Source organism: Galenea microaerophila (genome assembly GCF_054657255.1).
Map to the genome: position 1 here is coordinate 277443 of NZ_BAAHWZ010000002.1, position 24461 is coordinate 301903.

The 24461-nt window shown below is 41.8% G+C and carries 19 protein-coding genes; 7 read left to right on the forward strand and 12 right to left on the reverse strand.

Annotated elements, in window-relative coordinates; genetic code table 11:
- Nucleotides 1–83 precede the first annotated feature (83 nt).
- Nucleotides 84–1019, forward strand: coding sequence for a chemotaxis protein (locus ACYQ05_RS06675; RefSeq protein ID WP_459819532.1), 936 nt, complete (start codon nucleotides 84–86; stop codon nucleotides 1017–1019).
- Here the strand turns inward: ACYQ05_RS06675 and ACYQ05_RS06680 are convergent.
- Together ACYQ05_RS06680 and ACYQ05_RS06685 are read right to left on the reverse strand one after the other, a co-directional pair.
- Entirely contained in the window at nucleotides 1016–3172 is a 2157-nt protein-coding gene (locus tag ACYQ05_RS06680) for an AMP-binding protein (protein ID WP_459819534.1), read from the reverse strand. The two genes, ACYQ05_RS06675 and ACYQ05_RS06680, sit on opposite strands and share 4 nt — an antisense overlap.
- A 14-nt stretch (nucleotides 3173–3186) precedes the next feature.
- Nucleotides 3187–4467 (reverse strand): MFS transporter, encoded by a 1281-nt coding sequence (locus ACYQ05_RS06685; protein ID WP_459819536.1) that lies wholly within the window; start codon nucleotides 4465–4467, stop codon nucleotides 3187–3189.
- Between the two features lie 4 nt (nucleotides 4468–4471).
- Between ACYQ05_RS06685 and ACYQ05_RS06690 the strand changes: the two genes are divergently transcribed.
- Entirely contained in the window at nucleotides 4472–5503 is a 1032-nt protein-coding gene (locus ACYQ05_RS06690) for a lipid A-modifier LpxR family protein (protein ID WP_459819538.1), read from the forward strand.
- Between the two features lie 55 nt (nucleotides 5504–5558).
- Here the strand turns inward: ACYQ05_RS06690 and ACYQ05_RS06695 are convergent, their stop codons facing one another.
- Together ACYQ05_RS06695 and ACYQ05_RS06700 are read right to left on the reverse strand one after the other, a co-directional pair.
- Nucleotides 5559–7601, reverse strand: a complete 2043-nt coding sequence (locus ACYQ05_RS06695) for a M3 family metallopeptidase (RefSeq protein WP_459819540.1) — start codon at nucleotides 7599–7601, stop codon at nucleotides 5559–5561.
- 309 nt (nucleotides 7602–7910) lie between these two features.
- On the reverse strand, nucleotides 7911–9332 hold the full coding sequence (locus tag ACYQ05_RS06700) for a cryptochrome/photolyase family protein (RefSeq protein WP_459819542.1): 1422 nt from the start codon (nucleotides 9330–9332) through the stop codon (nucleotides 7911–7913).
- A 131-nt stretch (nucleotides 9333–9463) separates the two neighbouring features.
- On the opposite strand from ACYQ05_RS06700, the gene ACYQ05_RS06705 reads away from it, so the two are divergent.
- A complete protein-coding gene (locus ACYQ05_RS06705; protein WP_459819544.1) occupies nucleotides 9464–9883 on the forward strand; it encodes a secondary thiamine-phosphate synthase enzyme YjbQ in 420 nt (139 codons plus the stop codon).
- Here ACYQ05_RS06705 and ACYQ05_RS06710 read toward each other — a convergent pair whose 3' ends face one another.
- Together ACYQ05_RS06710 and nhaD are read right to left on the reverse strand one after the other, a co-directional pair.
- Nucleotides 9884–11560 carry a Na/Pi cotransporter family protein gene (locus tag ACYQ05_RS06710; RefSeq protein ID WP_459819546.1) on the reverse strand — a complete coding sequence of 559 codons (1677 nt, stop codon included), beginning with the start codon at nucleotides 11558–11560 and terminating at the stop codon, nucleotides 9884–9886.
- Nucleotides 11561–11563: 3 nt separating this feature from the next.
- On the reverse strand, nucleotides 11564–12997 hold the full coding sequence (nhaD, locus tag ACYQ05_RS06715; RefSeq protein WP_459820082.1) for a sodium:proton antiporter NhaD: 1434 nt from the start codon (nucleotides 12995–12997) through the stop codon (nucleotides 11564–11566).
- 85 nt (nucleotides 12998–13082) lie between these two features.
- Between nhaD and nhaA the strand changes: the two genes are divergently transcribed.
- Nucleotides 13083–14438 (forward strand): Na+/H+ antiporter NhaA, encoded by a 1356-nt coding sequence (gene nhaA, locus ACYQ05_RS06720; protein ID WP_459819547.1) that lies wholly within the window; start codon nucleotides 13083–13085, stop codon nucleotides 14436–14438.
- A 2-nt stretch (nucleotides 14439–14440) separates the two neighbouring features.
- On the opposite strand, the gene ACYQ05_RS06725 is transcribed toward nhaA, so the two are convergent.
- Nucleotides 14441–15214 (reverse strand): MlaA family lipoprotein, encoded by a 774-nt coding sequence (locus ACYQ05_RS06725; RefSeq protein WP_459819549.1) that lies wholly within the window; start codon nucleotides 15212–15214, stop codon nucleotides 14441–14443.
- The gene (locus ACYQ05_RS06730; RefSeq protein WP_459819551.1) at nucleotides 15207–16154 is read right to left on the reverse strand and encodes a hydrogen peroxide-inducible genes activator; all 948 of its coding nucleotides are present in this window, start codon (nucleotides 16152–16154) and stop codon (nucleotides 15207–15209) included. The genes ACYQ05_RS06725 and ACYQ05_RS06730 overlap by 8 nt, the downstream gene beginning before the upstream one ends.
- A gap of 340 nt (nucleotides 16155–16494) precedes the next feature.
- Here ACYQ05_RS06730 and ACYQ05_RS06735 point away from each other — a divergent pair, with 340 nt between their 5' ends.
- Nucleotides 16495–17073 (forward strand): nitroreductase family protein, encoded by a 579-nt coding sequence (locus tag ACYQ05_RS06735; protein WP_459819552.1) that lies wholly within the window; start codon nucleotides 16495–16497, stop codon nucleotides 17071–17073.
- Here the strand turns inward: ACYQ05_RS06735 and ACYQ05_RS06740 are convergent.
- From ACYQ05_RS06740 to ACYQ05_RS06755, 4 genes are read right to left on the reverse strand one after another with little or no spacing between them, the layout of a single operon-like run.
- A complete protein-coding gene (locus ACYQ05_RS06740; RefSeq protein ID WP_459819554.1) occupies nucleotides 17070–18740 on the reverse strand; it encodes an acetolactate synthase large subunit in 1671 nt (556 codons plus the stop codon). The genes ACYQ05_RS06735 and ACYQ05_RS06740 overlap by 4 nt on opposite strands.
- 7 nt (nucleotides 18741–18747) lie before the next feature.
- Nucleotides 18748–19371 carry a thiol:disulfide interchange protein DsbA/DsbL gene (locus ACYQ05_RS06745; protein WP_459819555.1) on the reverse strand — a complete coding sequence of 208 codons (624 nt, stop codon included), beginning with the start codon at nucleotides 19369–19371 and terminating at the stop codon, nucleotides 18748–18750.
- 10 nt (nucleotides 19372–19381) lie between these two features.
- Nucleotides 19382–20572: a c-type cytochrome biogenesis protein CcsB gene (ccsB, locus tag ACYQ05_RS06750; RefSeq protein ID WP_459819556.1), complete on the reverse strand. Its 1191-nt coding sequence runs from the start codon at nucleotides 20570–20572 to the stop codon at nucleotides 19382–19384.
- Entirely contained in the window at nucleotides 20569–22599 is a 2031-nt protein-coding gene (locus ACYQ05_RS06755; RefSeq protein WP_459819557.1) for a cytochrome c biogenesis protein ResB, read from the reverse strand. Before ACYQ05_RS06755 ends, ccsB begins: the two co-directional genes overlap by 4 nt.
- A 120-nt stretch (nucleotides 22600–22719) precedes the next feature.
- Here ACYQ05_RS06755 and yihA point away from each other — a divergent pair, with 120 nt between their 5' ends.
- Together yihA and ACYQ05_RS06765 are read left to right on the forward strand one after the other, a co-directional pair.
- Nucleotides 22720–23343, forward strand: a complete 624-nt coding sequence (gene yihA, locus ACYQ05_RS06760; protein WP_459819559.1) for a ribosome biogenesis GTP-binding protein YihA/YsxC — start codon at nucleotides 22720–22722, stop codon at nucleotides 23341–23343.
- Between the two features lie 14 nt (nucleotides 23344–23357).
- Nucleotides 23358–24257: a cation diffusion facilitator family transporter gene (locus ACYQ05_RS06765; RefSeq protein ID WP_459819560.1), complete on the forward strand. Its 900-nt coding sequence runs from the start codon at nucleotides 23358–23360 to the stop codon at nucleotides 24255–24257.
- Nucleotides 24258–24461: the final 204 nt, after the last annotated feature.

Genomic DNA, 24461 nt, shown 5'->3' on the forward strand with positions numbered 1-24461 from the left:
AACACCTAGGCTTTCTTAAATCACCAGCTTGGCTAGATTTTTGCTTAAAGTGGTTAATGATAAAAACCTAAAGAGATCCCCCTATGGACCTACTTTCCAAGATTGAAGCGCAAACCGGTACGGGAAAAAGTTCTAGTCAGATAGAGTTACTGCTCTTCCGTTTGCATGGTGAAACCTTGTATGGCGTTAATGTCTTTAAGATTAAAGAGATTATGCCTGCCCCACCGATTTCAAAAGTCCCTAAGTCGGATCCCCGAATTGTCGGCTTATTAGATGTTCGAGGCCAAATTATTTCTGCGGTAGATATTGCATTGGCGTTAGATATGCCGCCACAGGACCTTTCACAGGACGATATCACGCTGCTTTACATGGAGTTTAGCCGGCAAACACTCTGTTTTTTGATTCAGGATGTTGAACGCATTGTCTATTTTAACTGGCATGATATGCGCTTACCGCCGGATATTCTCTCTCATACGCCCTATATTACCGCCATCACCACTTTTGAAAATCAGATCGTACAAGTCATTGATATTGAAAAAATACTTTTGGATGTTATGGGCGATGATACCCAAATACATGCCATCGATCTTGACGATCAAGCGCTATTTTCAGGAAAAACCTTAATTGGCGTGGATGACTCACGCGTTGCCAGAGCACATCTAAAAAATATTTTTGACAAACTTGGAGTGGATTACCATATCGTTAAAGATGGTAAAGAAGCCCTTGAGCTCTTAGAAACTTTAGAAAAAGAGGCTGAGTCAGAAGGCAAAGGACTCAGTAATGAAATTTTAGCCATTATCAGCGATGTTGAAATGCCTGAAATGGATGGCTATACCTTAGTCTCTGAACTCAAAAAACGGCCTGAATTTAAAAACATCCCCGTCATTTTAAACTCTTCCATTAGCCAACATGTGGGTGAAGGTATGGCCAAAAAGGTGGGCGCTGCTGCCTTTTTGACCAAATGGGATGCAAATGAATTATTAGAAAAATTGCGCGAACTCGCGCAGCTCAAATTTTAAGCTTCTCCAAAGTGGCGTTCGGCAATTTTTTGCACTTCTGGATAGTTGGTTTTACCTGTCCCTAAAACAGGGACAGCTTCCACCAAAATCACTGTTTTCGGAATGTAAAGTTCACTCACATTCGCTTCTTTAGCCGCTCGTTTAATGGTATTACGACTTAAACTATCATCATCCGTGACCAACACCAGCTGTTCACCTTTACGCGCATCCGGCACTGATACCACACAGTGGTGCCCTTCTGGACAGAATTGATTAATATAGGCTTCTACGGCGGATAAGGAAACCATCTCGCCACCAATTTTGGCAAAGCGTTTCGCCCGTCCTTTAATCCAGACATACCCATCTTCATCCACATCCACAATATCGCCGGTATCATGCCAACCCTCTTTAGGGGGTTGCAACACCCCAGGTTGATCTGGCATTAAGTACCCTTTCATGACATTCGGTCCTTTGACATAGAGTCGACCGCCCTCTTCAATGCCAGGCACCGGTTCTAAACGATATTCAATTGCTGGAATAAACTGACCGACGGATCCATGCTTATAATGCAGTGGGGTATTGACCGCCAACACCGGAGAAGTCTCAGTCACTCCATAGCCTTCAAAAATCGGCTGATGGAATTTTTCATAGTAAAGTGCACGGGTCTCTGGACGTAATCTTTCGGCACCTGCAATAAAGCCGCGTACACTGTAAAAATCATAAGGATCCGCTTTACGTGCATAACCGGTATAAAAAGTATCGGTTCCAAATACAATTTTAGCGTTCTTCTGATAAATCATTTCTGGTATGACCGAGTAGTGAAGCGGCGAAGGATAAAGATAGGTTTTCGCCCCTTTTAGAAGCGGCCATAATAGGCCAGCGGTTAAACCAAAAGAGTGGAAAGTGGGCAATGCATTAAACACCAACTCACCAGGCAGCAGCGTTAATAAGGCGCTGATTTGCTCAATATTGGCATTTAAATTATTATGGCTGAGCACTACCCCTTTAGGTGCGCCTTCTGAACCCGAGGTAAACAGCACCACCGCTTCACCTTCTGGGTCCGCAGCATAGCCGGGAGTCGCTTTCAAACTCTTGATCAAACCTGTTAATTTATCCCCTAAGCCGATCGTTTCTCGCACCTCTTCCAAGTAGATAAACTTCACCTGATCCGAAAGCCCCTCGATTACGGGTTCTAAAGCAAACGCCTCAACAAATTTATGTGAGGTGATAATGGTTTTCAATTCAGCTGTTTCACAAGCAGAACGAATCGGGCCTAAACCGGCAGTAAAGTTAATCATTGCGGGGGTATGGCGATAAGCTTGTAAGGCAAAAAAGGTGGGTGCAATCCCTGAGACATTGGGCAACATTAAGCCAACACGGGGTTCATCTTGCAGCTGTTGATGCAGTTTTTTCCCTAAAATTTTCGCTGCAAGCGCTAATTTCTTAAGACTTAAGGTCTGCTCATTAATGTCTTCTAAGACGGCCATCTTGGCATCATAGGTTTGCTGCGCCTCCACCAAAGCCCGTGTCAGCGTCTTAGGCTGATAAGCGCCATAAAACCGGCTATCACGCATAATTTGGAATAGGCTTTCTTTAAGGTATTTGTGGCGTGCATGCCCTTTTAGCGCCTGTGGCACCTTAATTTCTGTCGGCTTCAAAATGCTCAGCGTAATTTTGGGAAACCATTGCTGCTTAATCCAAGCAAAGCGACTGCCATCTAAATAAGAAAATTTGCTCAACTCTGCCCCTCTAATAAAAATGGGGACGATTTGAGCATCGGTCTTATCCGCCACCAAAGCTGTCCCTTCGTAGACCTTCATTAAGGAACCGGTGGTGGTAATGCGTCCCTCGGGAAAAATCATACTTTGATGACCCGCTTTCAACGCTTCGATCAAATGTTTGGTCGCCATGGGGCTGAAAAAGTCCACTGGAAAATATTTCACATGGCTGAGAAAGAAACGCTCATACCATTTTTTGGTATGAGATTTATGCACCATAAAATAGGTATCACCAGGAACAAATAGCCCAATTAACAGTCCATCCAATAAAGAAACATGGTTAGCAATCAATAAAATCGGCCGCCCTGAATCCAGCGCAAGTTGATAATTTTCTAACCCCTTGACTTCAACACGGTAGAACCATTTAATTAAAATTTTGAGCAAAACTCTTAGCATAAAAAGACCTTTCTTTATTTATTTTTAATTTTATTCACACCTTTCAATAACTGCCAAACCACCAGCAAAGTCATTCCTGAAAGGAGCAAAAGGATTTCTGTAAGTTGTAACCCTATAGTATAAGCGATCATCACCAAAATCGCTGAGGTGACCATTAAACCAGCATTCACAATATTGTTGGTCGCAACCATTGACGCACGGAAATGTGCGGGCGTCTCACACTGCATAATGCGATAAAAAGGCACCACAAAAGCGCCGCCAAACCCTGCGATCATCATTAATAGCAGTAAAAAACCTTCTAAAGGGCGTAATAAGCCATACAAACAGATTGCAAAAAGTGCCATACTCAAAGCCAAACCGATCCCCATCCAGCCTACAGAGACACGCCCATTCTGTTTCTGAAGATGTCTCACGATCCCTGCAGCTCCCAAACCAATTCCTAAAGTAAAACAGCTCAACATGACTGTCGTTAAGGTCTCAGGTGAAACCTGCAACCAAAGTGGGTGCGTTTGGGCGTGTAACTGTTTGGCTAATACCGGCACTTGGCTTAAAAAAACCGCACCAATCACCCAAAACCAAGAGATGGCCCAGACCGCTCTAAAAGCCGCCTTAAATTGACGCGCTTGTTGTATTAACTGGATCAAAGAGCGTTTTTGCGCCTTTTTATGCAAGCAAGGGTGTAAAGGTTCTTTTGGCAACCAAAAAGTCGCCAAAAACCCCAGTCCTGCTAAGCCAAGGGTCGTTGTGGAAACCCAAATAAGACTCTGTTGAAAGCTTGATGATTGAGCAACCAAAATGCCGGCAGCGATTGTACCCAATAAAATAGCCACAAAAGTGGAACCGCTAAACATCGCATTGGCCGCATCCAAATCTTTCTCTGGCAAATATTCTGGGAGCAACGCATATTTAATTGGCCCAAAAAAGGCCGATTGAGTGCCCATTAAAAACAACACAATCATCATTAATGGCACACTTTGTGACCACAGTGCACCCGCTCCCAGCAGCATAATGCCTATTTCCGCCAATTTAATCCAACGAACCATTTTGACTTTATCCCAGTGGTCCGCCCAATATCCTGCTTGATTAGAAAACAGAAAAAATGGCAAAATAAAAATCCCAGCTGCGGCCGTCACCCATTGCGTCGCCTCTGAAACTGTCAATCCCAACTGAAACATCACCATCATCACTAAGGCATTTTTAAACACATTGTCATTTAATGCGCCCAAAAACTGCACCCAGAAAAATGGGAAAAAGGCTCTAGAAAAGATAAAATGATTTTTTTGCTTTACGGTCATCTATATGCCATTTTCGCTTCTAAAAAAGAATCCACGCCTTATTCTAAAACAGGTCATTCTGATACTCGGTTTCCTGCTGTCCACTGTCGCGCAGAGCGCTGATCAGAAAAACACGCAAAAAAATTTCACCATTCAAATAGACAATGACATTCTATTCGGAACAGATCGAGAATATACCGGTGGCCTAAAGCTCTATTACAATGATGAGCACCTTAAGCTCAATGATCAATTGATTACCCCGATAAAGTCTCTCCTAGGCAGCTACTTTTCAAAATCTTTAGCCACCTCTACCCAACGCCAAGATCAATTTGAATTCAGTATGGAAATCTATACCATTCGTCAAAAATCGAATGGAAAAACACTTCAATCCCTCACCAATACCGCTTGGTCTTCTCTCAGTCTCAAACGGTTTTATCAATTCAATACTGCAAATACATTACCCGTCTTTTATCATTTGGGGATGCGTCTAGGATGGATTGGACCGAGTAATGGTGGGGAACAGATTCAAAATGGATTTCATCACTTGATTGGCAATAAATCCGAAAAAGGATGGGATAAACAACCCTTTGACCAACCCACTTTTCAGCTCGGTTTTGAACGCCAAAGCCTTTTTTACCAAAGTCCTCACAAAACCTTAAATGCCTACTGGACCAGCTGGGGGGAAGTCGGCTCTCCGCGTACAGATCTCTATCTTGGTATAGGCGGCTATCTACAAAAAAATGCGCACCCCATTTTTTATCATAATTACCCCAACCGTCTCATTGAACACGATTCTGGCTGGGGCTACTTCCTGTTTACCAATATAAGTTTATCTTATGATTTTTATAATCTCATGCGAGATGGACGCCCTTTTACCAAGGATCCTCCACTTATTCCCGAACTCAGTCCTTGGCGACTTGAAAGCCATGTAGGGTTGGGGATTCAGCATCGTATCCACAGTCTCAGTTTCACCGTTACTCGTTGGCAACAATTTTATGCCAAACAACCTGAAACGGCTTTTCACTTCGCCAGTTTGGTCTATAATTTTGCTTTTTAAGTTTCATGTGAAACAACTTGCTTGCTTTCAGCCATTTCCAACGGTTGAAAATACTTTAAGAGACTTGTATCCCCGACTGTTTTAACAGCGGTTGAATCGATGGTTTACGGCCTCTAAACTGTTCAAACAGTTTCATAGGATGAATTGAACCCCCTGCAGCCAAAATGGTATTGCGGAATTTCATCCCCACTTCTGAATTTAAAATGCCTTGCTCTTCAAACAGACTAAAAGCATCCGCGGATAACACTTCAGCCCATTTATAGCTGAAATAGCCTGCGGCATAACCACCTGCGAAAATATGGGTAAAACTGTGCGCAAAACGGTTATATTTTGGCGGATAAATCACTGCAACTTGTTGACGCACAGCTTCAATCACTTCATTGACTGGCTGGGGGGATTCTGGGTTATATTGCAGATGCAATTTAAAATCAAATAGGCCAAATTCTAGCTGTCTAAGCATCATCATTGCGCTTTGAAAAGTACGACTTTTCCGCAGAGCACTTAACATTTCCTCTGGCAAAGGATCGCCCGTTTCTACATGCGCGGAAATCAGTGCCAAGCTCTCTGCTTGCCAGCAGAAGTTTTCCATAAATTGTGAAGGCAATTCAACCGCATCCCAAGGCACACTATTAATGCCTGATACATCAAAAATATCCATTTCTGTAAGCATATGATGTAAACCATGCCCAAATTCATGGAAAAGCGTAGTCACTTCATTATGGGTTAAACAGGTCGGCTTACCTTCAACAGGTGGGGCAAAATTGCAAACCAAATAGGCCACTGGCAACTGAATGCGCCCTTCAGGATGTTTCCAACGGCTAATGGCAGAATCCATCCACGCCCCACCGCGCTTATTTTCTCGTGCATATAGATCCAGGTAAAAAGCGGCCACCACCTCACCTTTAGGAGTTTTTATCTCAAAAAAGCGCACATCTGGATGCCAAACCTCCACACCTTGCTTTTCGACAATTTCCACATCAAAAAGGGTTTGCGTCAGCTTAAACAGACCAGATAGCACCTGTTGTAAGGGAAAATAGGGACGCAAGGCTTCCTGAGAAATGGATAGCGTTTCATCTTTTAATTTCTCAGCCGCAAAAGTCACATCCCACGCTTGTAAATCTTCAATCCCTAAACGGTGTTTGGCATATTCGGCTAAAGTTTGCCGTTCTTGCTCACCTTGTGGCTTTGATTTTTCTGCCAAATCCTGCAAAAAATTCATTACCTGCTCGGTGGACTCCACCATTTTGGTTTCAATCGAGAGTTCGGCATAATTATCAAAGCCCAATAATTGCGCTTTTTCATGACGTAAGGCGAGAATTTGTTCAATAATTTCTGAATTATCATATTGTGGATCAAAAAACTGATCGGACGCACGTGTACTATAGGCTCGATAGACCGCTTCACGTAAGCTTCTGTCTTCCGCATAGGTCATGACTGCATGGTAAGACGGAAAATCTAAAGTGATCAGCCACCCTTGCTTCCCTTTTTGCTGTGCATAGTGTGCCAAAAGCGCTAAAGCACTCTCGGGTAGACCCGCTAAATCGTTTTTATCTTTAATCAACTTGCTCCAAGCTTGGGTCGATTTAAGCACATGGTTGGCAAACTGACTGCTTAACTCTGAAAGCTGTTTGGAAATGGCCTTAAATCTCTGTTGTTTTGCTTCAGGCAAATCAATTCCAGACAATCTAAAGTTTCTTAAGGCATTTTCAATCACTTTTTGCTGGGCAAAATTGAGGGTGTTAAAGGTTTCAGATTCAGCCAATTGTTTGAATTTTTGAAACAGCTTCTGATTTTGACCCACTAAGGTATTATATTCAGAAACCAGTGGCAGACACTCTGTATAGGCTTGATGCCACTCATCACTGGATTTCACTGCATCTAAATGCTTAATCGGCCCCCAAATGCGCTCAAACCGATTGTCCAACACCTCCAGAGGTTCCACTAAATTTTCCCAACTGGCCGGCTCTGGATTGGAAACGATCTGATTAATTTGTTCCAAGTTTTCCGCAATGAGGGTTTCGACAGCCGGTTTAATCTGTTCCACATGGAACTTTGAAAATTGAGGCAAGGTTTGAACATTATGAAAAGGGTTGTACATCGTGATGTCCTATAAAAAACTAAAGCTATTTTACAACAGATAAGGGGAAAACTATACAAATCGGGAAAGCCAAAAAATCCTGAATTTTAGGGCATGGCGATCCACTCTCCCTTCTGTTTTCAGTTTGATGACCTTTGTAACCTTTGTCTACACAGATAATTTTTTAGCAATAAATTGGTGTTAGAATTTACAGGAAATTGAACGTATATTTTAGCAAAAGTTGAAATTTTTAATGGATAAGTTTTATATTAAATCATTGTTATATAAGGGTTTTATGGTTATTCAGGGTCGACTAATTTCTTATACTACTCATGGCTCTCCTTGCTTTAAGGATTGAAATGCCTGAAGCGCTAATTGACGTGATTGTTTGAGGTCAACAACAGGGTTTGGATAGGTTGATCCCAGCTCAATACCCGCTTCTTTTAAAATAAGCTCTGGAGCTTCCCATGGATTAAAAAGATACTTATTTGGTAGGCGAGCAATTTCAGGAATATATTGACGAATATATTCACCATCGGGATCGAATTTCTGCCCTTGTATTACCGGATTAAAAATACGAAAGTAAGGTGCAGCATCAGCGCCACATCCGGCAATCCATTGCCAATTGGCGCTGTTATTCGCAAGGTCAGCATCCATAAGGGTATCCCAGAACCAGTGCTCCCCATGATGCCAGTGTAAGCGTAGATTTTTCACCAGGAATGAGCCTACAATCATCCGAACCCGGTTATGCATATAACCTGTCTGCCATAATTCACGCATGCCAGCGTCCACCATCGGTATTCCTGTGTTTCCTGTTTGCCATGCATGTAAGTGATCCATATTTTCTACCCATGGAAAAGCATCAAACTTTGATTGCAGATTTTTATGCGGTAATTCAGGGTTGTAATAAAGCTGACTGTACGAAAACTCACGCCAGCCGAGCTCGCTACAAAAATGTTCAATGTGTTTATCGTCACCAATGCTCCTAACCCCATACCATAACTGGTTAGGTGATATTTCCCCGTAATGAAGATAGGGGGACAAGCGCGATACGTAAGGCTTTGAAGGAAAATTTCGGCCATCTTTATAAAAAGAAAGTCCTTCCTCAACAAAAGTCTCAAATCGCTTGCGGGCACCTTCTTCGCCAATATCCCAATGGGGTTCAAGTTGTTTATCCCAGGGTATTTTGGGCAAAAGATTCAACGCATCAATCCCAGCATGGCCAGAGTCATTAACATAGTTAATATTCTCTGGTTTTGGCAACGGAGCTCTAGGCGCTTTAGCATTAAGGCAACCTCTGCGGTAAAATTGGGTAAAAACTTTATAGGGTGTGCCATCGTCTTTTTTAATATTCCAAGGCTCCCACAATAATGAGCCGTTGTATGTATGAACTTCTATCCCACGTTTCTTAAGATTATCCTTAATAATAGCATCACGGTATATGCGCCATGGTTCATAACATCTGTTCCAATACACCGCTTCAACATCAAAACGCTTTAGAATAGCATCGAGAATTGTTTGCGGGTTCCCACGGTAAACTGACAATTTTTTGCCCATGGATGCATTTAACGCCTGCAATGAATGATGAAGCCAAAAGCGACTTGCTCCACCCATGGCATGGTTTCCTGCATGATCATCATCCAAAATATAGATAGGGAGAACAGCCTCATGCGTTGCTGCTTTTGTTAAGGCTAGATTATCTGATAATCTTAGGTCTTGACGAAACCAAACGATTGCAATCTTTTTTGTCATATGGGTAATTCTCTTTGAGTATGATTTTTTGTTTTTTATCAACTATGGGCATAATAGAGTAACCCTTCATATGAAAAGGGTTGTACATCTTGATATCCTATAACTGTTTTACAACAGATAAGGGGAAAACTATGCAAATCCAGCAATACACCTTAAGCATTGAGACAGCGCATCGTGGAACTTTTAATGTAACGGCTGATATTAATCGTCTTGTCCAACAAAGTGGCATTCAAATTGGGCTCTGTCATATTTTTATTCAACACACTTCAGCCAGTCTTATTATCACCGAAAATGCGGATCCTAGGGTGCGAGAAGATATCGAATATTGGATGCAAAAGACCATTCAAGATGGAGACCCCGCTTATCGCCATAACGATGAGGGAGATGATGATATGTCCGGACATATCCGTACTTTGATCACTCAAAACTTCCAAACCCTACCCATCACGCAAGGCCAATTAAATTTAGGCACCTGGCAAGGGCTTTTTGTTTATGAGCATCGAACCGGTCGTTTTAACAGAAAGTTGGTCATTACCCTGCAAGGGGAATAGTTATTGATTTTCTGTTAAAGCCAAACGCGCAAGTCTTTTAGCCAAAGTATAGAGCCGTTTAAACCCATTAATCAATTGCATTTCATGACGAAAAATAGTGATTCGCTCATCATTGGATTTAAGATTTTTAGCTTGATGCTTAAAGACCTCTTGAATTAAATGATCAATATTTGCTTTGGCTGCCAGTACTTGCATCGCTTTTCCTTCTCCAGATTCGCCCCCTTCCACCACAGCCGAGAAAGCTTTATCTAATGCTTTTTGCGTTTCATTGGCCAACTCTGACAGCCATTTTTTCATGGTATCACTGGGTTGAATCTCTAATTCACTCATGTTTTTCAGCACATTAAGTAACTCTGAATCGAGGGTTTCCAGCATCGCATCAATATAGGTTAAGGCTTGCATCAACTGCATAAATGTTTGCTGTTCACTTTCTTTGAGATCACTTTGACTGATTTTGCCCAAAAATCTTACGATGTCCGTTTGATAATTTTCTAATTGGTTCAATAAAAGGGTTTGCTCTGAAAGTTTTTGAATGCTATTTTCATAAATTAAATCATTGATATGCTGCATTAATAGCAAAAATTTCCCTTGAAAATGTCCAAGTTCCTGATGGACTGCCTCTAAAGCCAAAGTGGGTGAAGTGAGAAGAGAATCGTCTAAATATTTGGGTTTTATCGGTTCTCGCCGTTTTTCTTCAGGTTTTAAAGGCACCATTTGATAAACAGATTTAACAAAAATGGGAATCAATGGTAGAAAAACCAATAAATTAATAAAATTAAAAAGGGTATGCGCATTCGCGATTTCTCTTGGTGTACTCTGAGTCATTGATTGTAAGTTTTCAAAAGTCATCCATTGCGCCCAGTGTGCCAGCTCTGGAATAAAGGGTAGCCAAATCAAAACCCCAAACAAATTGAATTCAAAATGGATCAAGGCGGCTCGAACCGCATCACGATTGGCGCCAATGCTGGCTAAAAGCGCCGTCACTGTAGTTCCTAAATTAGCTCCTAAAATAAGCGCAATCCCTGCTGGTAAAGAGATAAAGCCATCACTGGCTAAGACGATAACCAGCCCCACCGCTGCTGAAGAGGACTGAACAAGTGCGGTAAAAATAAACCCTAATACAATTCCATAAAACGGATGGCTAATGGTCTTCATTGCTTCGATAAAGGGGGCATAGTTGCGCAAGGGACTCATGGCATCACTCATCACCTGCATCCCGTAAAAAATTAACCCCAAACCGAGTAACATAAGGCCAATATCTTGCAATCGTTTGCGTTCGGCTAAAAACTGAAACAGAACACCGAATACAATCATTAAAAAGGCTAAATGATCAAGTTCAAAAGAGAGGATTTGTGCGGTTACCGTTGTCCCTAAGTTCGCCCCCATAATGACCCCTGCCGCTTGGGAGAGCGTCATTAAACCTGCTGAGACAAAGCTGACCGTTAAAACCGTCGTAATGGAAGAGGATTGAATAATCGCTGTGGCCACCGCTCCTGAGATCGCTCCAGTAAAGCGGTTGGTGGTTAATTTCGCTAAAAAATATTTCAGCTGATTGCCTGCAACAGAAACTAAAGCTTTAACCAACTGCTGCATACCATATAAAAAAAGCGCCAAGCCACCACTGAATCCAACTATTAAGTTGAACCAATCAATGGAGATCACGCTATTTTCAGGCATTTTTTAATTCGGCATTTGATGAAATAGATCGGCGTTAATCAGTAAATGCACACCAATACTGGCAAAGTAACCTAATAAAATAGCAGGCATCCATTTCAAATGACTGCCAAATGTATAGAGCCCTTTAGATTGACCCATCAGCGCGACGCCAGCAGCTGAACCAATTGAAAGCAGTGATCCCCCTACGCCAGCTGTCATGGTGACCAATAACCATTCCCCATGAGACATAGGTGGATTCATTGTTAAAACCGCAAACATCACAGGAATATTATCGACAATGGAGGAGAGAAAACCGACCAGAATATTAGCGGTGGTCGGGCCTAGATCGTGATACATAAATTGGGAAACATAAGCAAGATAGCCTAATTGCCCTAAACCGCCTACGGCAACAATCACCCCAAAGAAAAACAGAAGCGTATCCCACTCAGCACGGGCAATTTTATTAAAAATATCAAAGGCGATCGGTTTTGAGATGGTATTAATCGCGCCATCTTCGGTTGAACAAGCCACTTTTTTAATTGTGACCTCTCCAGTGATTTTTAAATAATAGGCAAAAAATTGTAAATAGGCTAATCCCATCATCATGCCTAATACTGGAGGAAGATTCAGATAAGAGTGAAGTAAAACCGCTGTGGCAATGGTTATAAAGAAAAGCCCAACAATGACTATCGCCCCTCTTCTCAACTGAATATGTTCATCTAAAGGGGTCGGTTGTCCTTTTGGCAAAGCAAAAAACATTATTGTTGCTGGTACCAAAAAATTGACCAAAGAAGGAATAAAGAGATCAAAAAACTCTTGAAATGACACCACTCCTTTTTGCCAAACCATTAAGGTGGTGATATCCCCAAAAGGACTGAAAGCGCCCCCTGCATTGGCTGCCACCACCACATTGATAAAACCTAAGGTCACAAATTTGGGTTGATCAACGCCCACCGCTAAAATCACCGCCCCCATCAATAAAGCCGTGGTGAGGTTATCAGCTACAGGCGAGATAAAAAAGGCTAAAAATCCGGTAATCCAAAAGAGTTGGCGATAAGTAAACCCTTTACGCACCAACCAGCCTCGCAAGGTCGCAAATACTTGCCGTTCTTCCATAGCATTGATATAAGTCATGGCTGCTAATAAGAAAAGAAACAGCTCTGAAAACTCTAAAATATTATGTTTAACCGCCGCTTCAGCTTCATGCGAAAGCCCCATTTGTTGATAGGCGTAGGCGATCAATATCCAAATCAAACCAGCCGCTAAAACCACCGGTTTTGATTTTCTCAAATGCGTGATCTCTTCGGTCATCACCATTAAATAGGCTAAGACAAAAATCGCCAGTGCAGCATACCCTGCCCAATGGTGTGTTAAATCAGGGATTTCAGTCACCTGTTCAGAAGCATAGGCCAATTCAGGCATCAACACTGCTAAGATCGGTATAATCAGCCGTAACATGAAAGTTTTATTCAGTTTCATATTTTTCCTATAATTAAGCTTTTAACTGTATTATAAGCGGTTAGTTTCACAAATGAGAACCTCCATGCAAAACCCTTTTAAAAAATATCGACTTCATGCCCCTTGGGAAAAAGCTTTTGACAAAATCTTAACCCCATTTGAGCATTTTTTACATCAACAAACCACCACAGGATTGGTGTTAATCATCATGACTGCTGTGGCTTTAATTTTGGCGAACTCCCCTTTCGCCCACAGTTATCACCATTTCTTTGAAACTACACTAGGCATTAAAATAGGCCATTATGAATTAGAACACTCACTTCACCACTGGATTAATGACGGGCTAATGGCTTTCTTCTTCTTTTTAGTCGGTTTAGAAATCAAACGTGAAGTGCTCGTCGGTGAACTCTCTAATCCTAAAAATGCCATTTTACCGATTATTGCAGCGATTGGCGGTATGGTTGTGCCCGCATTAATCTATTATGGGATTAACTATGGACAACCGGGGGAAAATGGTTGGGGCATTCCAATGGCAACCGATATCGCTTTTGCCATCAGTGCTTTGGTGTTATTGGGCAAAAAAGTGCCCATGTCTTTAGTGACCTTTCTTGTCGCTTTAGCCATAGTCGACGATTTAGGCGCCGTCACCGTTATCGCGCTTTTCTATACTGATCAAATTTATTTACTGCCCTTACTCAGTGCAATTGGTTTCTTTTTATTGCTGATTGTGTTTAATCGCGTGGGTATTCATAAACCCCTGCCCTATTTTATTGTCGGCGTGTTTATGTGGGCCGCCATGCTTGAATCAGGGGTCCATGCAACCATTGCCGGTGTATTGGCTGCCATGGCAATTCCTGCTAAACCTAAATTTGATCCCAACTATTTTGATCAAAAAATGGAAGTGCTGATCGAAAAATTTAAAGCCTTCCCCATTCAACAAAATTATCGAATTACTGAACAACAGCAAGCGATTTTAGAAAAGATGGAAGAGAGCGTGCAAGAAGTTCAACCGCCGTTGAATCGTTTAGAAAATAATTTACACCTGCCTGTCAGTTTGCTCGTTATTCCCCTGTTTGCTTTGGCCAATGCCGGCATTGCTTTAAATTTAGAAGGGATGGGTGAGCTGTTGTTACAACCTGTCAGTTTAGGTGTGATGATGGGATTAGTATTAGGAAAAGTGATTGGGATAGCGGGTATTTCTTGGCTAGCCATTAAAATTGGCTTAACCAAGCTGCCCAATGGCGCCAGTTTTTCTCAACTTTTTGGTGTCGCCTTTTTAGGCGGGATTGGTTTTACCATGTCCATCTTTATTGCCGAATTGGCTTGGCAACCTGGCAGTGTGCTACTCATGCAAGCCAAAACCGGAATTCTGTTTGCCTCCCTATTGGCCGGCATTATCGGCTATATTTGGCTCCATATGGCTGCTAAAAAACAAAATTAAATCTATTCAAAATTAAAGTCATCCAAAGACTCTGTCGGTGGATGACCATCATAAAGCTGACTTTTACGGTATTGAAAATAGCTTTCTCGAGCAAAAGTATAAGGATCAAACTGATCTTTTAGTGAGTCCATTAAAGGGGCATATTGGGTATAGCTGACAAAAGCATTCCCCATAATCAGGTCTGAACGGTTTTTACTGATCTCTGTTTTAGAATCTTGATAAATAGGATCCATATAAGCATCGCCTACGCCTCCAAAAAGGTTTCGAGTGGTTGTCGGTCCTAAAAAAGGGAGCACCAGATAATGAGATTCGGGCCAAACGCCCCAAACATAAAGGGTTTGTCCAAAATCTTCTTGATGTGCTTGTAATCCAGCTGGCGTGGCAATATCGAGTAGTCCTCCTAGCCCAAATACGGTATTCAGTGCAAAACGCATCATTTCCGATAATCCGGCTTCTCCTTTCCCTTGAAGAAAGCAGTTCAATGAATGAATGGGCGCAGAAAGGTTATCAAAGAAATGACTCATCCCTGTCTGTACCGGCTGAGGTACATAGTCTAAATAAGCATGCGCAACCGGACCCCCAATATGTTGGTGAAACGCCAAATTAAACTTAAACATGGCACGATTGAAAGGCTGATAAGGATCTGTGCCAGGTAATGGATTGTCTACTTGTTCTTCTTTGGCTTGTTGAATGATTTTTTCAATTGATTCTAATTCCGAAGCTTGAGCGAAAACAGAAAATAACAGCAAACTTGTTACGAGTAAATTTTTAAGCATTCGTGATTTCCTTAGCGTTTTTCACAATCGGTTTGGTACAGGGTAAAGTAAAGGATTTTAAAGCCTGTTGAAATTTATGTAACACTTTCTGACGAGGAAAGCTCTTACGCCACGCTAAAGCGACTGTTCTTTCAGGTTGAGGGTTAGGCAAGGGTTTAAGTGTTAAAAGCTCAGGATCATGCTCAGAAATGGCTGTACAGGGCATAATGGTCATTCCTATGCCTGAAGCGACCATGTAACGAATGGTTTCTAATGAACTACTTTCCAACATCCGCTGCAAACGATCACTATGATAGTTTTTATGTAATAAATCCGGATAGGCTTCAATGAGTTGATCCCGAAAACAGTGTCCTTCCCCTAAAATTAGAAAGGTCTCTTTTTTAAGATCTTCTAAAGTAGTCAACGACTTCTCTGAAAATGGATGTTGTTTTGGCACTACGGCAATGAAGGGTTCTTTATAAATCGGCTCTACTTCGATGCCTGGATCTCCAAATGGGAGAGAAAGAATTGCTAAGTCAATGGCACCTGTTTGCAATCTTTCTGCTAAAACATGCGTATAGTTTTCTTCAATAATTAGATGCGTAGAGGGGGCGATGGCCTGAAAAGCTGGAATGAGTTTAGGTAAAAGATAGGGGGCAATGGTGTAGATGATGCCCACTTTCAATTCAGTATGGATCCCTTGCTGTTCATCTTGAGCGATTTTTTTAATCTCTTCGGTTTGTTTGAGAATGCTTATGGCGATTTGCACGATCTGTTCGCCAACAGGTGTGATAATGACTTCACTCTTTTTACGCTCAAAAAGGGGAATTTCTAATTCATCTTCCAGTTTTTTTATCGCAACACTCAGCGTTGGTTGGCTGACAAAACATTTTTCCGCAGCTTTACGAAAATTTTTCTGTTCTGCTAAAGCGACAATGTATTTCAGTTCATTTAAGGTCATATGGTTAAAGGATATCTTTTGTTTTTTAACTTCTTTGTTGTTTTTCTTAGTGAGCAAGGTTTTCTGTATAAGTTATGCTTTTATTTATTTTTCAAGCAGTTAAGTTGTGTAATAACTTAGCATAAGGTTTGGGTAAATCCGGTGTTTGCCGTGTGGATGAAATGTGCATAAAAAGGGCAATCAATTATAATCCAGTTTAAAGTGCTTGTTATCCACAATTTTCACACTTTTTTCCACAGGGTTTTGGATGCACAGGTTGTCATGTAATCGTCACTGGTTAATCTTCTCCATATCATGGTAAACTTTTTGGAAAAATATCCAAATTTATAAGGAAATCATAATGACCAATCAATGCTTACAAATTATTCGTGATCGACGAACGGTGCATGATTTTTTGCCCACTCCCGTTTCGCAAACTGTGCTGCATAACTGTTTACAAGCAGCCATTTGGGCACCTAATCATAAAAAAACAGAACCCTGGAGATTTTGGGTAATAGGGCCAATTGCACAACAGGGGTTGGCTGAAATTTATGGGCAATTGCGCGCAAGCAAAAAATATCATATGCAAGAAGAACCAGAAGCTTATCAACAAGCTTATGATCAGGCTAAACAGCGTTTTTTAGCGATTCCTAAAATCGTATTAGTCGGACAACAATTGACGGATGATCCGGTACGACGCAAAGAGGATTATGCCGCTTGCAGTTGTGCGATTCAAAATTTCCAATTAGCAGCTTGGAGTCAAAAATTGGGCGTTAAATGGAGCACAGGATTGATTATTCAGCATCCCGAAACTTATGCCTATCTTCAAATCCAACCCGAAAAAATAGAACTTATTGGCGCACTTTATTGCGGTTATCCAGAAAAAATTTGCTCTGCAAAACGTAAAGAAGTCGAAGAAGTGACTTATTTCTTAGATTAACTATCGACTTCTGACAGCATACTGCCTAAAAGCTCTGTTAAACGATTATTTTCGGAGTAATCGACTGGACAATCAATAATGGTAACAGTGTTGGTTTCAATTGCGGTTTGTAAGGCAGGCAGAAGTTGTTCAGCTTTTTCAATTCTGATCCCTTTAGCGCCAAAGCTTTCAGCAAAGGTGACAAAATCAGGATTATTAAAGTGTATATAAGATTCTCGGCCAAATTTATTCTGCTGCTTCCACTTAATCAGTCCATATTCACTGTCATTCCAAATCAGGATCACAATAGGGGTTTGGCAGCGCACGGCTGTTTCGATTTCTTGAGCATTCATTAAAAAACCGGCATCTCCAGTGATGGCGACGACTGCTTGATCAGGATTCGCTAATTTAGCGGCGATGGCTCCGGGCACGGCAATGCCCATGCTGGCGAAACCGTTGGAGATAATGCAGGTGTTGGGCTTGTCAGCACGGAAAAAACGTGCCATCCACATTTTATGGGCACCCACATCACAAATGGCGATATCATCTGTATGCATGGCTGTTCGCAAGTCCCAAATAATCTTTTGCGGCTTCATTGGCCAAGCTGTACTGTCTTTGCAGCGCTCCATTTCTCCAATCATCGCTTCTCGCAATGGAAAGTGAATGGGCTCTGGGGATTTTTTCTGAATCAACGCTTGTAGCGCACTTAGATTACGTCCAATATCGCCGATCAACTCCACTTGTGGGATATAGTTTTCATCGACTTCAGCTGAGGTGGTGTCAATATGAATAATGGTATGTTCGTGATTGGGGTTCCATAGATAGGGGTGATATTCCACCATATCAAAACCGATACAGATAATGACATCGGCCTCTTTAAAGCCGCCATTTTCATAGTCCCCTTTTTGCAAGCCTGCGGTTCCCATTGCGAGAGGCGATTTAAAATAAGGCAAGACGCCTTTGGCCATAAAGGTATTCACAACAGGTAGATTCGCATGGGTGACGAAATCTTGTAGGGCAAGGTGTGCTTTGGCACGAATAACGCCATTGCCGACCAACACCAGCGGATTTTTAGCTGCTTCAATCAGTAATGCTGCCTTTTCCAGCAGTTGTAGGTCTGCTAAAGTTAAGCGCGGCTGTACCACAGGCAGGGGTTGGTGTTGATCAGTTGGAAGCGGGGTTTCGGCGATATTTTCGGGAAAATCAATAAAGCTGGCCCCCGGTTTTTCCGTCTGTGCCACTTTGAAGGCCTTACGCACCACTTCCGGAACTGTTTCGGGTTCTAAAATTTGGGTTGCATATTTAGATATGGGTTTAAACATGGTCACCAAATCGAGCACTTGGTGAGATTCTTTGTGCAGTCGGGTGGTCGCAGCTTGACCCGCAATGGCGACAATAGGTGCACGATCCATATTGGCATCTGCAACGCCTGTGACTAAGTTAGTGGCTCCCGGACCTAAAGTAGAGAGGCAAACTCCCGCCTTGCCAGTGAGGCGACCATACACATCAGCCATAAAGGCGGCCCCTTGCTCATGACGCGTGGTGATAAACTGAATATCAGAATCCAATAGGGCATCCATCAGGTCGAGGTTTTCTTCACCGGGAATGCCAAAAATGATTTCTACGCCTTCATTCTCTAGACATTGAACAAATCTTTGGGCAGCAGTCTGCATATAAGGCTTTTTCATAGAATGATTATTGATTTAATAAATAGTTAACAACTTGCCACAGCTTAGGTTTGCTGGTTGCCATGGGAACATCGGTGCGGTATTTACCATTGACTACGATAGCGGGCACACCATCCACACCATAATCTTCTGTTAAGCGGCGCGCTTTCTGTACCTCTTGATCGACTTTAAAGCTGTTAAACATCGCAATATAGTCTGTTTTAGAGATGCCCATCGGTGCAACAAATTCGGCTATGGCTTCAGGGGTAAAAATGTATTTATGCTCTTCTTGAATGGCCTTAAAGTAGGCTTTATGGAATTGATCTAAAATACCTAATTCTTTAGCCGTATAGAAAACGCGCGCCATAAAAATCCAGTTGGGATTATTTAACACTGCTGGCACTCGGTTAAAAGTGACATCAGCCGGCTTGGTTTTTAACCAATTTTCTAAAGAAGGTTCAAGATGATAGCAGTGTGGGCAGCCATAATAGAAGATCTCGGTTACGGTTTTCTGCTGGGTAGGATGTGGTTTAGGGACGGGTTTGTAGTGTATCCCTTCAATAATGCCAAAATCGTCCTCTGCTAGGGCAGTGCCACTGCCTAAAGCCATGGCAGTACCTACTAGAAATTGAATCAGTGTACGTCTTAACATGGCATCTTCCTTATAGTGAACCATAACTGTGTAGGCCTGAGAGGAACATATTCACACCTAGAAAAGCAAAGGTGGTGACAAGTAATCCGACTAATGCCCACCAGGCTAAGGGACGGCCACGCCAACCTTTTGTCATGCGTACATGAAGCCAAGCGGCATAGTTTAACCAGACAATGAGTGCCCAGGTCTCTTTAGGATCCCAACTCCAGTAGCCCCCCCAAGCTTCCGCGGCCCACAATGCACCGAGAATGGTGGCAATGGTAAAAAAGGCAAAGCCCAGCGCGATGGCTTTATACATGAGATCATCCATCTTTTCGAGACTGGGCATCGCTTTAACAAAAGTGCTGTTTGGATTTTTTTGTGCCAGTTTATCGGTAATAAGATAAGCCAAACCGACCATAGCAGCGAGGGAGAAGGCACCATAACCAATAAAGTTGGCCGGTACATGAATTTTCATCCAATAGCTTTTGAGGGCTGGAACCAGAGGTTGAATGACATTGGCTTGACGATCAAAGGTATACCAAAGAATGAAAGCGACAGCCGCACTGATCACCAGCATAACAAAGCCCCCTAAGGCTTTGGTTTTCATTTTCTGTTCATAGTAGAGATAGATTAAGGCGGTGACAATCACAAAAAGAATAAAGACTTCATACAGTGAGCTAATAGGAATATGACCATAATCAGGGTTAATTAGATAAGATTCTCTCCATCGCACCATCATGCTGGTTAAACCAAAAGCAACGGCACTCCAGGTAAAAAAAGAGGCGACTTTTCCAACAAATTCAGATCGTTTAAACAGTGCTATGAAATAAGCGATAGTCGCTAAAATAAATAGGACATTCATCCACATGGTGGCCGATTGACTGGAGACTAAAAATTTTAAGAAGAAGGCCGTCTCTTGTGCCTTAATTTGGTTGCCGTGAATTTGATAGGACCAAAAAGCTAGCCAAGTCATGCCCGCTACACTTAAAGCAAGTAGCTGAAAGCGCGGCCACATGACCCCAAGTACAATAAGCCCAATGGATGTGCCCACTAAAATACCTTTCTCAAAGCTATCCATTAAATTGCCATAGTGCTGCCAGCCTAAAAAAGCTGCCAAAAGCACTAAGGCGGTCCAGATCAGATTTCGAGGGGATTTAAAATCCAATTTAGAGCGCTTTCGGTTTTTATCTAATGCAGGATCGTAGGTGACACTGTTCATAATTTAGCCTCTTGTAATTTTTCTTTAATTTCTTCTGCCAATATAGCAAATTCTTTTTCAGTTTCAGGGAGTTTTTTAGCATCTCTTGCAGCCATCAATAGATGCGTTTGTGTTTCATTGATCGGGGTTAAAGCCACCCAAATCCGACGGATGCGAACATAAAAGAGTAAAAAGACACCCACCGTCAATAATGCGCTGCCAAAGAAGACGATATTTTTGCCTGGAGATTTGGTGATTTGCAGACCTGTGGCTTGAATCTGTTTAAAGCCTTCCAGTTCAAAATACATGGGCGGACCATAATGTGAGATATTATTGATGGTGGTTAAAGCATCTTCAAACCATTTTTTATCAAAATCATCCAGATCCGTTTGATTAGGTTTTATGCGTCCAGTTTGTTTTAAGAATTGTAAATACAAGGTCTGCAGCGCCATGCTGGTTTGACCGAAATAGAAATCAGTCACTTTCTTCTGTTGATCTTTGGGGACATTTTTCTGCACAAAATCGGTAATGCCCTCAAACCCTTTCTGGCGGAAAAGCGTTACCAACTGCTGCATCAACTTAATTTGTAAGCGGTAGTTTTTCTCAGAAACTTGATCTGTTTTTGGGAAGGCTTGTTGCAACATTTTTTCGATTTTAATCGGGTCGTTTAACAGCGCCAAAAATTCAAAAAACCGTTTTTTTGATTTCTGCTTATCTGCCGGGATAAACAGATAACGAAAAGGTTCAGAGGGTGTGGTGCGGACACCGGTGATAAAGAACCATCGTCCCTGCTGTTCGACAGGCAGCATAAAGTTTTCGTATTCCCAAGCGATACCCTGTTCATTTCGGACTTTAAAGATAATCGATGGGCCATTATTGTGCATTTTCTTACCGGTTTTGGCTTGCTCCTCTTTAGAGGCAGGCACAATATTAAAGAGTTTAAAGTCATTGAACTCTGCTTTAAAAGTCCCCGCAGGGGTTTTAAGAGGTTCAATTTGGTTAATAGCGGTGTCAATTTTCGTAGGATTGACGGTTGGCGAAAGCAGTGGATAGACCTTGATTTTGAGTTTTGTCCCGCCATCCCCAAAAGAGGATTGATAGATCGCATAGTTTTTATAAATTAAAGGGTGGTTAACCGAGATGGTTTTTTCAATCGGCTTTTCTAAATCAGGGGCAGTGAGCACAATATCGCTTTCAAAGGATTTGGGCATGCCGGTGTCATAGTAGCGAATGCGGAAGTCTTTTACTTCGATTTTAAAGGGCAGTTGTTGGACTAAAAACCCCTGATCATAAGGTAAAAATAGGATATCCGAAGATTGACCTTCTGGAATATTGACCGAACCGCGAAAGGAGAAATTATCTTCCCCTACCCAAGATTTTTTCGGAATTTCGTTTAAAGGCACCGCTCGAGTTTCAGGCGCCAATTGACCCGTCATTTCACGATATTTTAACAGTAAATTGCTGTCAAAGAGGGCGCCGATGCAGATAATAATAATCGAGATATGCGTTAAAATATACCCCAAACGGTTTAAACGTCCTTTAAGCCCAGCGAAGACAAGTGTGCTATCTGCATGATTTTTTTGTTTAAAGCGGTAGCCATAAGCATGGAGCGTCTCACCGACAGTTTGTGCTGCTTGTTGTTGCGGAACGGGCAGGTCAAATTCTGAGGTCAAGGGTTGGTGTTTCAGAGCATTTAGAGATAGGTTTTCATTGTATTGCTTAATTTCTCTAAGAAAACCAGGCGTGTTGCGCGTGACGCAAACAGCAGTTGAGACCAAAAGAAACAGCAATACTAAGATAAACCAAGCTGCACCATAAACATGAAATAATCCAAGAGATTGAAAGACTTCAGACCAGAAAGGACCAAACTTAATGATATAGTCTTGCACTGATTGGTCTTGTTTAAGGATGGTTCCGATCACAGAAGCGATGGCGAGCATGACCAATAAGGTCACCGCTAGATTCATAGAACCCAAAAACTCTACCCATAAACGAGACTTAGGGGCAGGACTGGGATTTTTGGCAGAATTTTGTGCAATTTCGGACATGGATTCTATGAACTCTTTAAGGTTGATATTGGATTGTAAAGTATATACGCTGTACGACTATGGATAAAGTCTTGATAAAGGATTAATCAGACATTTACCTTACTTTTAAGGAGTTATTGAATGCAACATCCGCTTTACCAACGCGCTTATTATTTAAAATCTGCACCGGATTTGGCACATTGTCCGCCAGATGAAGGGATTGAAGTGGCCTTTGCTGGGCGTTCCAATGCAGGAAAATCCAGTGCTTTAAATGTCATCACTTCACAAAAAGCGTTGGCCCGTACCAGTAAAACACCAGGTCGGACACAGATGATTAACTTTTTTGCATTAGATGAAGCGGCTGAACGCAAGTTGGTTGATTTGCCGGGGTATGGGTTTGCCAAAGTTAATTTGAAAATAAAACGCGCTTGGGAAGCAGGGTTGACCGAATATATCGAAAATCGACAGTCTTTAAAAGGCTTAATCTTATTGATGGATGTGCGCCACCCAATGACTGAAATGGATCAAATTATGTTAGAATGGACGCGGGACCTAGATCTGCCGGTGCACATTTTGCTCACTAAGGCGGACAAACTCAAAAAAGGTCCGGCAAAATCTACGCTGTTAAAATTACAAAATCAACTTAAAGCAGACTATCCGCATGCCACAGCGCAGCTATTTTCTTCTTTAAAAAGAACAGGTTTGGAACAGGTCTATCAAAAGTTGGACAGTTGGATGGATTATGAGTGGCTGAAAAATAAATAGGATTCTTTGATTAAATGTCTGGGCATCATCACCATCATCAAGTCAGTGGCAAAAATCTTTTTATTACCATTGTCTTAAATATCATTATTACTTTGTCTCAAATTATTGGAGGCATTGTTTCAGGTTCACTGTCTCTGCTCAGTGATGCCGTGCATAACTTTAGCGATGTATTGGCGCTGGTAATCGCCTATGTCGCTAATAAACTGGCCTTAAAACAGAACACCAAAGACAAAACTTTTGGTTACAAACGCGCAGAGATTATTGCAGCTCTGTTTAATGCTTCAATACTGATGGGGATCAGTGTCTTTTTGATTGTTGAGGCTTTGCGCAAATTTTATCACCCTGAGCCGATAGAGTCGCTCTGGGTAATTGCACTGGGCACCTTAAGTATTGTGCTTAATGTGGCCAGTGTACTCCTGGTGAAAGATGATGCGCACAACAATATGAATATTAAAGCCGCCTATCTACATCTATTGACGGATGTTATGACCAGTGTTGCTGTGGTGGTGGGTGGATTACTGATGTATGCTTTTCATATTGTTTGGGTCGATCCTTTAATTTCAATGTTAATTGCCCTCTATTTGATTTGGGCTTCTTTTGGCTTAGTCAAAGAGAGTATTGCCATTTTGATGCAATTTACTCCGAAAGAAGTTGATATTGATGCCATTGTGACAGCGATTTGTCAAATACCCGAAATTGAGAATGTTCACCATATTCATGTGTGGAAACTAGATGATCATCGAATTTTTTTAGAGGCACATCTAGATTTTAATGAAAACATTTCTTTACAAGCTGCTTCTGAAATTTTGGATCAACTTGAAACGATGCTAGAGGAAAAATTTGGCATCAGTCACACCACTTTCCAAAGTGAATACCATCGTTGTCATGATAAAGCTATGATAAAAAAGAAATAAAATTACACTATTTTCAGTACTTTGCCCGTATTAACACCGTCAACAACTGGTTTGGAACAGGTCTATGCAAAATTGGATAGCTGGTTGGCGGACTAACAGGCTGTCAAAACAGCTTTCTTATTCCTTCCTTATAAAAATTTTATACCTACATAAATAAAAATTTTCAATCATGTAGTCTTGTAAAACCCATACAATATATAATGT

Excerpts from the sequence above, each read along its gene's own strand:
- nhaA (WP_459819547.1), top strand. The coding sequence starts at position 13,083 with ATGCAAAACCCTTTTAAAAAATATCGACTTCATGCCCCTTGGGAAAAA.
- ccsB (WP_459819556.1), bottom strand. The coding sequence starts at position 20,572 with ATGAACAGTGTCACCTACGATCCTGCATTAGATAAAAACCGAAAGCGC.
- ACYQ05_RS06730 (WP_459819551.1), bottom strand. The coding sequence starts at position 16,154 with ATGACCTTAAATGAACTGAAATACATTGTCGCTTTAGCAGAACAGAAA.
- ACYQ05_RS06690 (WP_459819538.1), top strand. The coding sequence starts at position 4,472 with ATGCCATTTTCGCTTCTAAAAAAGAATCCACGCCTTATTCTAAAACAG.
- ACYQ05_RS06725 (WP_459819549.1), bottom strand. The coding sequence starts at position 15,214 with ATGCTTAAAAATTTACTCGTAACAAGTTTGCTGTTATTTTCTGTTTTC.
- ACYQ05_RS06695 (WP_459819540.1), bottom strand. The coding sequence starts at position 7,601 with ATGTACAACCCTTTTCATAATGTTCAAACCTTGCCTCAATTTTCAAAG.
- ACYQ05_RS06735 (WP_459819552.1), top strand. The coding sequence starts at position 16,495 with ATGACCAATCAATGCTTACAAATTATTCGTGATCGACGAACGGTGCAT.
- nhaD (WP_459820082.1), bottom strand. The coding sequence starts at position 12,997 with ATGTTACGGCTGATTATACCGATCTTAGCAGTGTTGATGCCTGAATTG.
- ACYQ05_RS06755 (WP_459819557.1), bottom strand. The coding sequence starts at position 22,599 with ATGTCCGAAATTGCACAAAATTCTGCCAAAAATCCCAGTCCTGCCCCT.
- ACYQ05_RS06740 (WP_459819554.1), bottom strand. The coding sequence starts at position 18,740 with ATGAAAAAGCCTTATATGCAGACTGCTGCCCAAAGATTTGTTCAATGT.
- ACYQ05_RS06680 (WP_459819534.1), bottom strand. The coding sequence starts at position 3,172 with ATGCTAAGAGTTTTGCTCAAAATTTTAATTAAATGGTTCTACCGTGTT.
- ACYQ05_RS06765 (WP_459819560.1), top strand. The coding sequence starts at position 23,358 with ATGTCTGGGCATCATCACCATCATCAAGTCAGTGGCAAAAATCTTTTT.
- ACYQ05_RS06745 (WP_459819555.1), bottom strand. The coding sequence starts at position 19,371 with ATGTTAAGACGTACACTGATTCAATTTCTAGTAGGTACTGCCATGGCT.
- yihA (WP_459819559.1), top strand. The coding sequence starts at position 22,720 with ATGCAACATCCGCTTTACCAACGCGCTTATTATTTAAAATCTGCACCG.
- ACYQ05_RS06675 (WP_459819532.1), top strand. The coding sequence starts at position 84 with ATGGACCTACTTTCCAAGATTGAAGCGCAAACCGGTACGGGAAAAAGT.
- ACYQ05_RS06700 (WP_459819542.1), bottom strand. The coding sequence starts at position 9,332 with ATGACAAAAAAGATTGCAATCGTTTGGTTTCGTCAAGACCTAAGATTA.
- ACYQ05_RS06710 (WP_459819546.1), bottom strand. The coding sequence starts at position 11,560 with ATGCCTGAAAATAGCGTGATCTCCATTGATTGGTTCAACTTAATAGTT.
- ACYQ05_RS06705 (WP_459819544.1), top strand. The coding sequence starts at position 9,464 with ATGCAAATCCAGCAATACACCTTAAGCATTGAGACAGCGCATCGTGGA.
- ACYQ05_RS06685 (WP_459819536.1), bottom strand. The coding sequence starts at position 4,467 with ATGACCGTAAAGCAAAAAAATCATTTTATCTTTTCTAGAGCCTTTTTC.